Consider the following 13,980-nt stretch of genomic DNA (forward strand, 5'->3'; position numbering starts at 1 on the left):
CGGCCAAACTGGCAAGACGATCCGGCCGAATCTTTACATAGCGGCCGGGATTTCCGGCGCCGTCCAGCATCGGGTTGGCGTGGAGGGGGCGGATCTCATCGTGGCCATCAACACCGACCCGAACGCGCCGATTTTCGATTTCGCTCACCTCGGAATCGTCACCGACGCGATCCGCTTCCTGCCCGCACTGACGGAAGCCTTCACCCGGCGGCTGTCGCCCCACAGTCGCGATAAGCTTTAGCGCTAAGGGGTTTGCAATGAACGAGGAAAACATCGACGCCATTGTTGTTGGGGCAGGCATGTCCGGAAACGCAGCTGCTTACACCATGGCCAGCCATGGCCTGAAGGTGCTGCAGTTGGAGCGGGGTGAATATCCGGGCTCCAAGAATGTCCAGGGTGCCATCATGTACGCGAACATGCTGGAGAAGATCATCCCGGATTTCCGGGATGATGCGCCTCTCGAGCGGCATTTGGTTGAACAGCGGCTTTGGGTGATGGACGACACATCCCATACAGGGATTCACTATAGGTCGGACGACTTCAATGAGGCGAAGCCCAACCGGTACACGATCATCCGTGCCCAGTTCGATAAATGGTTTTCGCGTAAGGTGCGCGCGGCCGGCGCGACCGTTCTGTGCGAGACGACCGTGACGGAACTCATCCGTGATGCCAATGACAGGGTGATCGGCGTCCGCACAGACCGGGCGGGCGGAGCCATCTACGCGGACGTGGTCGTTCTCGCAGAAGGTGTCTGCGGACTGCTTGGCACTCGAGCCGGCCTGCGCGAGATGCCAAAGCCGCAAACCGTGGCCCTCGCCGTCAAGGAAATGCATTTCTTGCCCGAAGAGGTCATTGAGCAGCGGTTCGGCGTAAAGGGCGATGAGGGCTGCGTGATCGAGGCGGTGGGCACGACCTCCCGCAGCATGGCCGGGCTCGGCTTCCTCTATACCAACAAGGAGTCCATCTCACTGGGCATTGGCTGCCTCGTCTCCGATTTTGCGGCGATGGTCGAGAGCCCCTACGTTCTCCTTGATGCCTTGAAGAGCCATCCTTCGATCCGGCCGCTGATCGCCGGCTCGGAAGTGAAAGAATATTCCGCACACCTCATTCCCGAAGGCGGCTACAAGGCTATTCCGCAGCTCTTTGGCGATGGTTGGGTCGTGGTCGGCGATGCCGCGCAACTGAACAACGCCATTCACCGCGAGGGTTCGAACCTCGCCATGACCTCCGGCCGCATTGCGGCTGAGGCAATCGTCGAGGTCAAGAGCCGCAACGGTCCGATGAACAAACGGAATCTCGCCCTTTACAAAGCCATGCTGGACAAGTCCTTCGTGGTCAAGGACCTGAGGAAATACAAAGACATGCCGGCCTTGCTCCACACCAATTCATGCAATTATTTCACGACTTATCCGCGGTTGATGTCGCAAGCTGCGCAGAACTTCATGCGTGTCGACGGCACGCCGAAGATCGAGAAGGAAAAGGCGACCACGGCGGCCTTCATCAAGGCGCGCTCGCGCTGGGGGCTGGTCAGCGACGCGGTCCGCCTTGCATTGGCGTGGCGCTGAGGGGAGACGAAATGAGCAGCGCAGCGACGAAGTCACGTGTCGAGGACAAGCTTTACCAGAACCGCTACTTGGTGGATTCCGGCCGCCCGCACATCAAAGTGCGACCGCACCAGAAGCCGAGCGCGAATTTGCTCGCGCTGACCCACGTCTGCCCGGCGAAATGTTATGAGTCGAACGACAAGGGTCAAGTGGAGATCACTGCCGACGGCTGCATGGAGTGCGGCACCTGCCGTATTTTGTGCGGGACGACTGGTGAGATCGAGTGGAACTATCCACGCGGCGGTTTCGGAATCCTCTTCAAATTCGGATGACCGGCGCACGCATGCCCTAAGCAGATACCGCGCTCAGGGACTCTACGATATGTGAAGGTGCTGACCGCGCCAAGCGAGCTGGAGATTACGCTCGCCATACGCTGGGCAATTGTCGTGAACGTCCTGCCCACGTTTCTGCAGACGGGTGATGGAGAAGTCGTCGTCTGGACGCTGAAGGAGAGCCGGAGATTGCCGCCACTGCCGGCAACACCCACGCACCTCAATCAGGCACTCGCCGCCTCATACCACAGGCTGTACCAGATCGAGCGGATTGCGGCTGCCGGCCAGTCGCATCGGCGCCTCCGCAGCAAGGTATCTCCCCTTACGGCCGGCGTCCGAACCATGCCGCTTGTCGCCCGCATCTGACGGAACGCTAGTGGCTGATCGACGCGATTGACAAGGCCGGTTGGGTTTTGCCAGGGCGGCTCGTATCCCTGGCCTCACGCCCTGGATAATCGGCTACGCCCTGCGCCGGCATGGTATCAAGGTTAAGAAATTCGGGACGTCGTGATGACGTCAAGCGTAAGCAGCCCGGAGTGGTCTCGCTCACACTCTGCGCGCCCGAGGCTGCTAGCCTCGCGACCCTATTTGCCTGTCCACTGTCGTAAGCCCGACAGGTGTGTCGGAGCAATCCGAAGGAATGTGACACGGGAAGCCTATTCATGAACCGAAACAGCTCTTTGGGCTGGCATAGCTCTTGCGCTTTGAACTGCGACATCACGCAGCAACGGAGCCGTTCATGTCTGCACCGGCAATTTCGCTTGAGAGCCTCAGCACGACATTCGGTGACCAGTTGCTTGGCACCATGAAACTCGGGGGCTGCGCGTCTTCGTCCTGCGGCTCGTCGACAAAGCCCGACGACACGGATCCGGCTGTCTGGGAGAAGATCAAGGATCACCCCTGCTTTTCAGAAGAGGCTCATCACTATTTCGCGCGTATGCACGTCGCGGTCGCGCCGGGCTGCAACATCCAGTGCAACTACTGCAATCGCAAATATGACTGCGCCAATGAAAGCCGGCCTGGGGTGGCCTCTGAAAAGCTGACGCCCGATCAGGCGCTACGCAAGGTGATCGCGGTCGCCAATGAGGTGCCGCAGCTTTCCGTGCTCGGCATCGCCGGACCGGGCGACGCCTGCTACGACTGGAAGAAGACGAAGGCGACCTTCGCCAGGGTCGCCAGGGAAATCCCAGACATCAAGTTTTGCATATCCACGAATGGGCTGGCGCTGCCCGACCATGTCGATGAGCTTGCTGACATGAATGTCGATCACGTGACGATCACGATCAACATGGTCGACCCTGAGGTCGGTGCAAAGATCTATCCTTGGATCTTTCACGATCATCGCCGCTACGTCGGCATTGAAGCCACCCGGATCCTGCACCAGCGGCAGATGTTGGGCCTGGAGATGCTGACCGCGCGGGGCATCCTCACCAAAATCAACTCGGTGGTGATCCCGGGCGTGAATGATGAGCATCTGATCGAGGTGAATAGATGGATTAAGGAGCGAGGCGCGTTCCTGCACAACCTTATGCCGCTGATTTCGGACCCGGCCCACGGCACGCACTACGGTCTGAGCGGGCAGCGCGGCCCAAACGCAATGGAGATGAAGGCTCTTCAGGATCGTGTCGAAAACGGCGCCCAGTTGATGCGCCACTGCCGGCAGTGCCGGGCAGATGCCGTGGGCCTGCTCGGAGAAGATCGTGGCCAGGAATTCACAGTCGACCGGATTCCCGGCGAGGTCACCTACGATGCCAGCAAACGCAAGGCCTATTGGGAGCTGGTCGCGGAGGAGCGCCGTGATCACGTCGAGGCTAGGAGAGAAGCGATCGGATTGGTCAAGGCAGCGAGCCCCGGCAAGTCCCTTCTCTTCGCGGTGGCGACCAAGGGCGGCGGCCGCGTCAATGAGCATTTCGGCCATGCGAAGGAATTCCAGGTTTATCAAGCCTCGCTGAAAGGGATCAGCTTCGTCGGGCATCGGAAGGTGGACAAGTATTGCCTTGGCGGCTGGGGCGCAGAAGCCGCCCTCGATGGCGTCATCGCAGCGCTTCAAGGCATAGATATCGTGCTGTGCGCCAAGATTGGAAATTGCCCGCAGGATCAGCTCGCGGAGGCTGGAATCAGAGCCACCGACGCCTGTGCCCATGACTATATCGAGACAGCAATCAGCGCGATTTACATCGCCGCATCTGGGACCCCCACACTCGCGGCGACGGCCTGAGCTGTCTCATTCATTCGGACCAGGAGTTAAAATGGCTTTCAAGATCATCGCATCCCAATGCACCCAATGCGGCGCCTGCGAATTCGAATGTCCTTCCGGCGCGATCAAGTTCAAAGGCGAGAGCTACGTGATCGAGTCACAGAAGTGCACCGAATGCGAGGGGGTCTTCGATGCGCAGCAATGTGCCTCGGTATGTCCGGTGCCGAAGACCTGCGTTCCTGCGTAACGGACATTGGACTGCCGACATGGTTGGGGGCTGCCTACGCAGGACGCCTGGAACGCCTTGTTCGCAATCTCAGCCGCAAGAGAAATCAGGGAACGGACATGTCGCTCGGACGCGAAGAGGAGATCGAAATCCGCAGGCCTCCACGATTCATGCCGGGAGAGCGGGTACGTGCCACTCGCCACATAAAGAATGACGGCACCTATCCTGGCAGGGAGATCGGCGAAAATCTCGTGCGGAAGGGGGACGAGGGATATGTGCGCGACATTGGCACCTTTCTCCAGCAGTTCTTCATCTATGCGGTCGAGTGGATCGACCGTGGCACCGTAGTCGGTATGCGAGCGCGTGAACTGATGAGCCTCGACGAGGCCGAGGCGCCCTGCAGTGCTGAAAGCAATACCAATGAAGGGATGGCCAGATGAAAGTCATGATCCGCAGGACCGATGCTGGTTTGTCAGCGTATGTCCCCAAAAAGGACCTCGAAGAGCCGATCATCAAACTCGAGAAGGAAGAGTTGTGGGGCGGAACGGTCACGCTCAGGAACGGGTGGCGGCTCCTCCTACCCGATCTCCCACATGATACGCGTCTGCCGATCACCGTCGAGGCAAGGAAGATTTCCGAAGAGGGCTGATGCTGCCCCTAGGTGCGTCGCGAGGAAACGAGATGAACACGATCCTGACATCGGGCCACCTCGTCATTGTGCGGGACAGTTTTGCTGAAAAGCTGCTTGACCTGGCGAAGGGAGCGCTCGCCGCCGATGAGGTGATCCCCTATCTCGGTCCGGGTCTTCTTGAGTTGAACTGTGTGGAACCGCCTGTGCCGCATACCCCGGAGGTTGTTGCCGCGGCACTCAATGCACGGGCTCCAGCGCCTTCCAGGATCCGCACCAATATGTGGTCGGTTGCGCAGTTCATCGAACAGCGCCGGCATCGCCGGACGCTTCAAGCTTGGATGACCGACATATTCGCAGCGCCGGTGGGGCCGACCCCCTTCCACGCCTGGCTCGCAAGGCTGCCACTTTCCCTCATCATCGACAGCTGGTATGACAGCGCGATGCGCACGGCTCTGGTAGAGACCGGCCGAACGGACGTCGTTGAGATACAAGGCGTCACGCGCGCGAATGAAATCGGCAACATTTGGACGAAAACCTACGATTTGTCCGGGAGGGAGCTCGACCCCCGATTGGGGGCCAAGACGGTTCTCTATTCACCTCACGGGAGTATTACGCCCGCGCAAAACTTTCTCGTCGCAGATTCCGACTACGTCGAAGTCCTGTCCGAAATTGATATCCAGACACCGATCCCAGACGCTGTGAAGGAACGGCGCATCACCCGTGGATTTTTCTTCGTTGGCTGCCGCTTCAACGATCAGATGCTGCGCACCTACGCCAGACAGATCATGAAGCGCTCCCGCGGTCCCTATTGCACCGTAATGGACGCGGAAACCCTGACCAGAAACGAAGCGCGTTTTCTTGCGGCAAGCGGAATCACGGTGATCGACATGCCACTAAGTCAAGCGGCGGCTCGGCTTGTGGGAACGGGCACGGCTGCAGGTTGAGGACGGGATTAACAATGGCGGATGCCTTTGATGATGTCTGCTTCGGCTTTCCTCGAAGGCGCAAAATGCAGTCGGGAATACACCCGTGAACAGTGAAGCTGTCAGCGGCGCAACGAACGCACTGAATTCGTTGGCCCATGTTGAAGCGGCGCGCTGGGGCCGGGATTTGAGTACGCTGTTGCGCATCACGCGTATGAATCTGCGCCATCCGTGGCAGGTTGCCCTCGCTATGGGCTCGACGATCATGGCGGCAATCCTCCAGTTGCTCATTCCCCAGCTTCTCGGCCGGGCTGTCGACCAGACCCAGACAGCTATCGGGGGCGGTGTCGCGGGGGCTGCGGCAGGACAAGCGCTCTGGGCCCCGGCTCTCCTGCTGCTCGCCGTCAGCGCGCTACGCGGCGTTTTCACGATGGCGCAGAACTATTTTGCCGAAGCCGTCGGGCATCATGTCGCGTACGAATTGCGGCTCGCCTACTACGACAAGCTCCACCGTCTAAGCATTTCCTTTCACGACCGGGCCCATTCAGGCGATCTGATAACCGCCGGAATGCTCGATCTCGAAGGCGTGCGGATGTATTTTTCCACCGGGCTCATGCGGGTGCTCCTGCTGACGATGCTGATCGGGATTGGCGCTTACATGATGATCTCGACCGATCCCGTGCTCGGCTTGGCCGCGCTCAGCTTCGTGCCTTTTGTCGCTTGGCGCTCATCGACCACACAGCTTAGGCTGCGCGCCACCTGGCTCGACCTCTATGAGCGCCTTTCGGTACTAAGCCGCGTGATGAAGGAAAATCTCGCAGGTATCCGTGTGGTCCGCGCTTTTGCGGCTCAATCCTATGAGATGCTGAAGTTCGACGGCGCTTCCAAGAACGCGCTCGACCTCGCCAACGATCTCGTTGACATCTACGTACCCAACACGTCGGCGATGACCTTGTCCTACTTTTTCGCAATGGGATTGGTGCTTGGGATCGGTGGCAACAAGCTCGTCGCTGGCGAGATCAGCGTCGGAACCATGGCGACCTTCCTGACCTTCATGACCATGCTGCAAATGCCAGTCCGCCAGATCGGTCTCATGGTCAATGCGTTTGCCCGCGCTTCTAGCTGCGGTTCGCGGCTTTTCGGTCTCCTCGATCAGGAGATCACCATCAGGGATGCTCTCGAGGCCAGACCGCTTGAGATAAGTGACGGCACTCTGCGCTTCCACAATGTCTCATTTGCCTACCCCAACGCCGAAAACCGCGCCATTCTGAAGAACCTCAGCTTTGAGGCCCGGAGAGGCGAGACGATCGCGATCGTCGGTCCGCCGGGTTCCGGCAAATCGACGATGGCTCATCTGGTCCCCCGCTTTTACGACGTGACCGGTGGCGCCATCACGTTGGACGGCCAGGACATACGCAATGTCACCCTCGAGAGCCTTCGCAAGGCGGTCGCGGTTGTACAGCAGGATGCGTTCCTATTCACCACAACGATCGAGAACAACATCGCTTATGGCGATCCCTGGGCGAAGAGACAGCGAATTGAACGCGCTGGAGAATTCGCCCAGCTCCACGACTACATCCTCGGGCTCCCGGCAGGGTATGAGACGGTCGTGGGCGAACGCGGCGTTTCTCTCTCTGGCGGCCAGCGCCAGCGTCTCACGATTGCTCGCACCATGATGCTGCGCCCCTCCGTCATCATTTTCGACGACTCGATGGCCGCGATCGATGCCGGCACCGAGCTGCGCATTCGCGCGGCGATGCGGCGCTTCGCAAAGGATCGGGTGACGATCATCATCGCGCACCGGCTGAGTGCGCTTAAGCATGCCGATCAAATCCTTTTTGTCGATAACGGCGAAATCGTAGAACGCGGCACGCATGAAGAGCTTCTGGCGAAGCGGGGACGCTACAGGGCCCTTTACGATCTCCAGACGTGCCCGGGTGATAGCATTATTAGCCAGGATGGGGGCGCCCGCTGATGGACCAGGGCCGCGGCGAACTCGAAGCCGAACCTGACGACGGGAGACGCCCTCCGCGCGCGGTCGTCGGCTCGCACCGGATCGAGGAGGAGATGTTCGGCCGGGCTTTCGACAAGAGCATCCTCCGTCGCATCTGGGGCTTCGTCCATCCCTACCGGGCAAAGGTAGTTGTCACGATTGTCGCGATGCTGATCTTCACCGGGACGCAGCTTCTCATCCCCTTGATCATCCGCTACGCGATCGACCTCGGCATGAACCCGGCAAGGCCCGATCGCTCAGCCCAGCTTGCGGCCGTCGGCGCGTTCCTTTCGGCGATTTTGGTCAATTTCGCCGCCGGCTACATGCAGGAAGCCTTGGATGGGAAAATGGCCGAAACTGTCCTGTTCGACATCCGCCGCGCCATGTTTGGCCATCTGCAAAAGGTTTCGCTCTCTTTCATGGACAAGACCGAGGTCGGACGCCTGATGTCGCGCCTGCAAGGCGACGTTAACTCCATACAGGAGTTCCTGGAAACCTCGGTATATTCCCTAGGCGATGTTGCGCTTCTCTTCGGCATCGTTTTCGTAATGCTGTGGCTCGACTTTCGCCTCGGCCTCCTGACGCTATCGGTTCTGCCGATCCTGGTGATCGTCCGCATTGTCTGGTTGCCGCGTGCCCGCGACGCCTTCATGGCTGCACACGAAACCAATTCCGTCGTCAATGGCGCGCTGGCCGAAGCCATTCACGGCGTGCGGACCATACAGTCAATGGACCGCCAGCAGGTGAATTTCAGTCTTTTTGACGATCGGGCCCATGCCAACCTCAGGACCCACCTGATCGCTGCCAGATATGCACTGGTCATGGTGCCCATCGTCGATGGCATCACCGGCCTCGCCTTGGCCGCCGTTATTGTGGTCGGCGGCTCGATGGTCATGAATAGCCGTATAGATGTGGGCGTGTTGGTAGCCTACCTATTTTACATCCAGCGCTTCTTTGACCCGATCCGCTCACTCACCCTGCAATATTCGGTCATGCAGCGCGCCATGGCCTCAGGCAAGCGCCTGACGGATGTGCTCGACGTCAAGATCGATGTTAAGGACAAACCCAATGCCGAGGTGCTTTCGCCCGAAATGGACGGCTCGGTCGAGTTTAGGGACGTCACCTTCGGCTACGATCCGAACCGTTCGGTTCTGAAAAATGTCTCGTTCAAGGTCAATCCGGGCGAGACGGTCGCACTAGTCGGACCGAGCGGTTCTGGCAAATCGAGTGCGATGGCCCTGGTCCACCGCTTCTATGATGTTCAGCAGGGTCAGGTGCTGGTCGGCGGACATGATGTACGCGACCTCACCCAGGAATCGCTCGGCCGCCAGGTCGCCATGGTGCTGCAGGAGCCATTCCTGTTCACCGGGACGGTCTTCGAGAACATTCGATACCAGAAGACGGAAGCCACGCGCGACAAGGTGATCGAGGCGGCCAAGGCTGTCGGCGCGCATGACTTCGTCATGAGCCTCGCCGACGGGTATGAGACCCAACTTGGCGAACGCGGCGACAACTTATCTCTCGGCCAGCGCCAGCTTATCAGTTTCGCCCGCGCCCTCGTCGCTGACGCCAAGATCCTCGTGCTCGACGAAGCTACCGCCAATATCGACAGCTACACGGAATTGCAGATTCAGAAGGCTCTGATCAAGCTGCTTGAAGGGCGGACTGGCCTCGTCATCGCCCACCGTCTCGCCACGGTCCGGGGGGCCGACCGCATCATCGTGCTTCAGAATGGCCAAGTTATTGCGACTGGCAACCACGATGAGTTAATAGCCATGGGCGGCCTGTATTCCAAACTCTACTATCTCAACTACGCCTCCTTCGACGACCTTCCCGAACACGATACCACCGTCCAAGCTGGCTCTCAGACCTGACATCTTGGCGGCCTTGTGGTAGTGGCGTTGACTTTCGGGCGTGTCGGCAGACCACTCAGGCCACCGCATCCGGCCAGCAGCCAGCACTCAAGAACGAGCACTCCTCGCAATTCGTGAAGACCGGCTGCGAACGATTTCCTCCAGCATCGTATCCGACCGCGGTGCACCACCATCATCGGGCGAGCTCGCTGGAGGTGTTGGCTGGGCGTCGCAAAGCCGCTCGCGAGCGCGCCCTCAATAGCGCCGTAGCGAGCGACGGCTTTGCCACCGACGGGCCGCTGATGAAGCTGGATTAGTGGGCGCCGCACCGACGCCGCCCCGGGCGAGAAGAACCTCCTGCGGCTGGCTATGGGCAACGACTAGCGCCAGCGCGACGAGCAGACGCGTGCCGGCATCGTGACGCGCTCGGCTACCCTCTCCTTAGGATCGTGCATGTTCACACGATGGCCCAGACGCCAGCCAACGCACAAGCTGGTATTCTGTGCCGCCTGCTCGTCGTCAGTTTGGCCTCCTCCCGATTGCCCGCCCCACCACGTGCAAGCTCGAGCACATGGTCAGCCAAGTCGAGCCATGATTTCGGACTGAATGGTCCTCGCGGTGTAAAGGGAAGCATCTAGCGGCAGATTTCCAAATGCCATTTGACAAAGCAGGTAGTTGGCACCTGCCTCTTCCAACTGATCTAGCAGAGCTTTTCGCACAGACTCTGCTGATCCTACCACGCACAATTCACTCTCGACTGCCGCATCGAAGGTTAGCGGCAAGTTTGGTGGAGTGGGGATAGCGTTAAGCTCGTAAAGGAATTGGAAGCTCTTGAGCCAGCGTGCGTAAGCAGGTGCCGCGAGCGAATAGGCATGTGTGTCACAACGCCCAATCACGACCATGCGGAGCAATCCGACAAATCTCCCTTGATCCCCCCCGCCTGCGTTGTCCTCTCGATAGGCGCGGAACGCATCAGTAGTTTTGCGAACAGAAGAGGAAGGTCCTACACACGCGATATTTGTTCCATTCGCAGCGGCCCAAGCTGTGGACTCGGGTCGATTGGCAGCGACCCATGTGGGCGGATGTGGACGCTGATGAGGTCTTAGCGTCAAAGGAACGTCATTGAGATCAAAATGGCGGCCTTGATAGCATAGCGTGCCGACCTCCCTCGAATTCACAAGTATTTGCATAAGAATTTCGCTGGCTTCGGCATAACGGCCCGGCACCGCGTCCGCACCAATCCCGAAGTAGCCCAATTCGGTCGGGAGAGCACCGCGCCCTATGCCCAGTTCGAGCCTGCCACCGCTCAACTGGTCCAGCATACAGATCTCTTCGAACGCACGCAGCGGATGATAAAGCGCAAGCAGCATCACCAAGGGTCCGAGACGCAAGCGCCGGGTGCGCTGGGCGACGCTCGATAAGAACAGATTCGGCGATGGACCTCTCCCATGGGGAGTACAGTGGTGTTCTGCGAGATGATAGGCATAGAACCCTAGCTGATCGCACGCCTCTGCTAATATCAGGCGATCTTCGTACTGCCGGCCTATATCGCGGCCATCCTCATCCAAATGATCGAAGATGCCGAAAGCCAGGTTTGAAGGAAAGACGTTTGTCACTCTTTAAGTCCCCGATTTTAAAAGCAGGCTGTTTTCTTGCTGGGATCACCAGCAAGTCGGAAGAGATGTGTGTGATCGCCGATTAGCGTCAGCGTAACGAAGAAGCAGAGCCTGACGCTTCCCTGCCTCTGGAGCTTGGCACCGTTAAGCTTCCAGCAATGTCGCCAGCGGCAGCAAGAAATTCATCCATCTGCTCTTTTGTGCCGATGCTGACGCGGATACAGTGTTCCAAGCCTTTGTCCGGAAAAAACGCGACAAGTATCTTTTGCCTCTCCAATGCTGCTTGCCACCATGAGCCGTCCTGTCCCGCGGGCACACGGGCCAGCAAGAAATTTGCGCGGGAGGGTGTTACGGAAAATCCGAGTTGCGATAGTGCAACTGTCACTCGCTCTCGTTCATCCTTGATGTGCTTGTGGTTGTCTGCGTAGGCGCCGCGATGCTCAAGCACGCTGATACCAACGGCATGCCCGATCACGTTCATGTTGAAGACGTTCTGGATGTTTCGCAGCCTTCCAATAATTTCAGGGTGACCGAAACCGAAACCGACGCGAATGCCGGCGGCGGCATAGCTTTTCGAGAATGACCTCAAGACCAGAAGGTTCGAATACCGGTTGATGAGGCGCAGTCCGTGATCGGGTGCAAAGTCGACGTAGGCCTCATCGAGGACAATCAAGCGGTCCGATTGTGCTACGAGGCGTTCGATATCGCTTATCGGGAGGAATGTTCCGGTCGGATTGTTTGGATTGGCCAACATAATAAACTTGGCGTCTTTTGCCGGACCAGAAAGCAATTGCTCCATTGGCAGGGAATGAGCTTGACATCCGATTTCGAGGAACTCAGCGCCCTGGAGCATGGCAAGTTTGCGGTTGAACGAAAACCCTGGCGACATCATCGCAACCTTGTCGCCGGGTGCGAGGAAAGCTCTGTAGATCAGTCCGAGCAGTTCAGACGACCCGTTGCCAGCGATGACCTGATCCCTGGAAACGCCATAGGCGCTGGACGCTGCTTCCCTCAGTCTGGAGTTGTCGTCATCCGGATATAGATACTGGCGCTTGAGGGCCGCCACTGCACTTTGCATTATGATTGGCGGCAACGGAAACGGGTTCTCATTCGTATTCAGCTTGATAAAATTTCCGTCCGGCGCTGGTCCGTTGGACGGCAGAGCATCTAACTGTCGTGTCACTTGCGAAAGAGCCGAAAGCACAGTTTGCAGTTTTGCATCGGACATATTTTACTCCGTTTCAGTCACACAGGGGGCATCCGTATGAGCTCTAAACGAGAGCAACATGGCGGACGAGATTGACGATGGCAGGTTTGCCTTTCACCCAATGGTCGCAGCGCCGGCTGACATGGGAATTCGGCAAGGCTGTCCTCGGTCGAATCGAGTTGACGCGGACGCGGATCTGCATCGCTGCGCGGCGCCAAGGCGCTAAGCGGCTCAGCTCATGCCCAGGGTCATGCTTTCAAAGACGCTTGATCTCGACGCCATATTTCCTCAGCACGTAGCCAATCTGACGCGGGGTCAGCCCAAGCAGGCGCGCTGCCTTTGCCTGCACCCAGCCACATCTTTCCATGGCAGCAATGACGCGCTCTATGTCCGGCGTCCTCGCCCCAATTGGGTGGGTTGCGCCGGCAAGCGGGACTGTACTCGCGGCCGAACTGGCGGCCGCGTCCGGCGGCGTGGCCAAATTCGCTGACTCCGACAGGATCGGCGGTGGTTGCAGCGCGGCCTTGCCCGATCTGCACTTCCACAGCGCCTCGGCAAAGCATTGGCCTTGGGAGCAGGCAAAGTCGTTTCTCCCGATTGACAGTCCCTCGGCCAGGATCGCTGTCCGGTGCACGCAATTTTCAAGCTCGCGAATGTTGCCGGGAAACTCACATTTCATCAGCACTTCAATCGCACGCGGATCGAAGGTGAGCGTACAGCCGTTCTCGTTGTTGAACTTCTTGAGAAACTCAGCTGCGAGGAGCGGAATATCGCTGCGCCTTTGGCGCAATGCTGGTACCAGCAAGGGAACCACGTTGATGCGGTAGTATAGGTCGGCGCGGAACTCATTCCTTGCAACCGCCTCTTCCAGGTTCCTGTTCGTGGCGGCAATCACGCGAACATCGACCTTGATGGTCTGATTGCTGCCGACGCGCTCAAACTCCTGCTCCTGCAGCACGCGCAGTAGCTTTGCCTGGAACGAGGCCGAGATCTCGCCAATCTCATCCAGAAACAACGTCCCCTTGTCAGCGAGCTCAAAGCGCCCCTTGCGGGAATTGAATGCGCTTGTGAAGGCACCCTTCTCATGACCGAACAATTCGGATTCCAGGACTGTCTCTGGGAGCGCTGCACAATTGAGTTTAACGAAGGGCCGCTTGGCGCGCGGCGACAACTCGTGAATTGCCTTGGCAGCCAGCTCCTTCCCGGTACCGGACTCACCTCGCAACAGAACTGTGGTTTTTGCCTTCGCTACGACCGCGATCTTCTCCAGCAGGGCGCTTATCGCCGGACTGTCACCAATCATCCCCTCGACGTGAACCTTTTTGCGCCGGGGTGCAGGGTGCTTAACATCAGAAAATTTCGTTTGCAGCCGATGTTCCAGCTCCGGCGCTCGCTCGCTGTCGGCCGCGGAGAAGCGATGCAACTTGACTGTCTGTCCCACCATGTTGGCAATCATGG

General features: G+C 58.8%; 14 protein-coding genes. 11 read left to right on the forward strand and 3 right to left on the reverse strand.

What is annotated here, in order from left to right:
* From NKH35_RS29515 to NKH35_RS29565, 11 genes are all read left to right on the forward strand, one after another.
* On the forward strand, window positions 1-241 hold a 241-nt coding region (locus NKH35_RS29515), incomplete at its 5' end, for an electron transfer flavoprotein subunit alpha/FixB family protein (RefSeq protein WP_352917242.1).
* Window positions 242-257: 16 nt separating this feature from the next.
* Window positions 258-1,565: an FAD-binding protein gene (locus tag NKH35_RS29520; protein WP_352917244.1), complete on the forward strand. Its 1,308-nt coding sequence runs from the start codon at window positions 258-260 to the stop codon at window positions 1,563-1,565.
* An 11-nt stretch (window positions 1,566-1,576) separates the two neighbouring features.
* Window positions 1,577-1,876 carry a ferredoxin family protein gene (locus NKH35_RS29525; protein WP_352917246.1) on the forward strand — a complete coding sequence of 100 codons (300 nt, stop codon included), beginning with the start codon at window positions 1,577-1,579 and terminating at the stop codon, window positions 1,874-1,876.
* A gap of 51 nt (window positions 1,877-1,927) precedes the next feature.
* A complete protein-coding gene (locus NKH35_RS29530; protein ID WP_023672216.1) occupies window positions 1,928-2,242 on the forward strand; it encodes a hypothetical protein in 315 nt (104 codons plus the stop codon).
* A 373-nt stretch (window positions 2,243-2,615) separates the two neighbouring features.
* Window positions 2,616-4,094: a nitrogenase cofactor biosynthesis protein NifB gene (nifB, locus tag NKH35_RS29535; RefSeq protein ID WP_023703135.1), complete on the forward strand. Its 1,479-nt coding sequence runs from the start codon at window positions 2,616-2,618 to the stop codon at window positions 4,092-4,094.
* Window positions 4,095-4,125: 31 nt separating this feature from the next.
* Complete coding sequence (locus NKH35_RS29540) at window positions 4,126-4,320, forward strand: 4Fe-4S dicluster domain-containing protein (RefSeq protein WP_023672218.1); 195 nt, start codon at window positions 4,126-4,128, stop codon at window positions 4,318-4,320.
* A 98-nt stretch (window positions 4,321-4,418) separates the two neighbouring features.
* Window positions 4,419-4,739, forward strand: a complete 321-nt coding sequence (locus NKH35_RS29545; protein ID WP_023703134.1) for a nitrogen fixation protein NifZ — start codon at window positions 4,419-4,421, stop codon at window positions 4,737-4,739.
* On the forward strand, window positions 4,736-4,948 hold the full coding sequence (nifT, locus tag NKH35_RS29550) for a putative nitrogen fixation protein NifT (protein WP_023672220.1): 213 nt from the start codon (window positions 4,736-4,738) through the stop codon (window positions 4,946-4,948). Before NKH35_RS29545 ends, nifT begins: the two co-directional genes overlap by 4 nt.
* 32 nt (window positions 4,949-4,980) lie before the next feature.
* A complete protein-coding gene (locus NKH35_RS29555) occupies window positions 4,981-5,874 on the forward strand; it encodes an SIR2 family NAD-dependent protein deacylase (protein WP_023712674.1) in 894 nt (297 codons plus the stop codon).
* Between the two features lie 85 nt (window positions 5,875-5,959).
* Complete coding sequence (locus NKH35_RS29560; RefSeq protein ID WP_352917249.1) at window positions 5,960-7,828, forward strand: ABC transporter ATP-binding protein; 1,869 nt, start codon at window positions 5,960-5,962, stop codon at window positions 7,826-7,828.
* Window positions 7,828-9,720, forward strand: a complete 1,893-nt coding sequence (locus tag NKH35_RS29565; RefSeq protein WP_023727113.1) for an ABC transporter ATP-binding protein — start codon at window positions 7,828-7,830, stop codon at window positions 9,718-9,720. The genes NKH35_RS29560 and NKH35_RS29565 overlap by 1 nt, the downstream gene beginning before the upstream one ends.
* Window positions 9,721-10,274: 554 nt before the next feature.
* On the opposite strand, the gene NKH35_RS29570 is transcribed toward NKH35_RS29565, so the two are convergent.
* From NKH35_RS29570 to nifA, 3 genes are all read right to left on the reverse strand, one after another.
* Entirely contained in the window at window positions 10,275-11,315 is a 1,041-nt protein-coding gene (locus NKH35_RS29570) for an LLM class flavin-dependent oxidoreductase (protein ID WP_031194208.1), read from the reverse strand.
* 88 nt (window positions 11,316-11,403) lie between these two features.
* A complete protein-coding gene (gene hisC / locus NKH35_RS29575) occupies window positions 11,404-12,543 on the reverse strand; it encodes a histidinol-phosphate transaminase (protein ID WP_352917251.1) in 1,140 nt (379 codons plus the stop codon).
* Between the two features lie 235 nt (window positions 12,544-12,778).
* A partial coding sequence (gene nifA / locus NKH35_RS29580) for a nif-specific transcriptional activator NifA (protein WP_352917253.1) occupies window positions 12,779-13,980 on the reverse strand: 1,202 nt, incomplete at its 5' end.

It is taken from the genome of Mesorhizobium sp. M1143 (assembly GCF_040318435.1).
GTDB lineage: Bacteria > Pseudomonadota > Alphaproteobacteria > Rhizobiales > Rhizobiaceae > Mesorhizobium.

Coding starts and splice junctions, on each gene's coding strand:
- NKH35_RS29520 (WP_352917244.1), top strand. CDS start 258: ATGAACGAGGAAAACATCGACGCCATTGTTGTTGGGGCAGGCATGTCC.
- NKH35_RS29525 (WP_352917246.1), top strand. CDS start 1,577: ATGAGCAGCGCAGCGACGAAGTCACGTGTCGAGGACAAGCTTTACCAG.
- nifB (WP_023703135.1), top strand. CDS start 2,616: ATGTCTGCACCGGCAATTTCGCTTGAGAGCCTCAGCACGACATTCGGT.
- NKH35_RS29540 (WP_023672218.1), top strand. CDS start 4,126: ATGGCTTTCAAGATCATCGCATCCCAATGCACCCAATGCGGCGCCTGC.
- NKH35_RS29545 (WP_023703134.1), top strand. CDS start 4,419: ATGTCGCTCGGACGCGAAGAGGAGATCGAAATCCGCAGGCCTCCACGA.
- nifT (WP_023672220.1), top strand. CDS start 4,736: ATGAAAGTCATGATCCGCAGGACCGATGCTGGTTTGTCAGCGTATGTC.
- NKH35_RS29555 (WP_023712674.1), top strand. CDS start 4,981: ATGAACACGATCCTGACATCGGGCCACCTCGTCATTGTGCGGGACAGT.
- NKH35_RS29565 (WP_023727113.1), top strand. CDS start 7,828: ATGGACCAGGGCCGCGGCGAACTCGAAGCCGAACCTGACGACGGGAGA.
- hisC (WP_352917251.1), bottom strand. CDS start 12,543: ATGTCCGATGCAAAACTGCAAACTGTGCTTTCGGCTCTTTCGCAAGTG.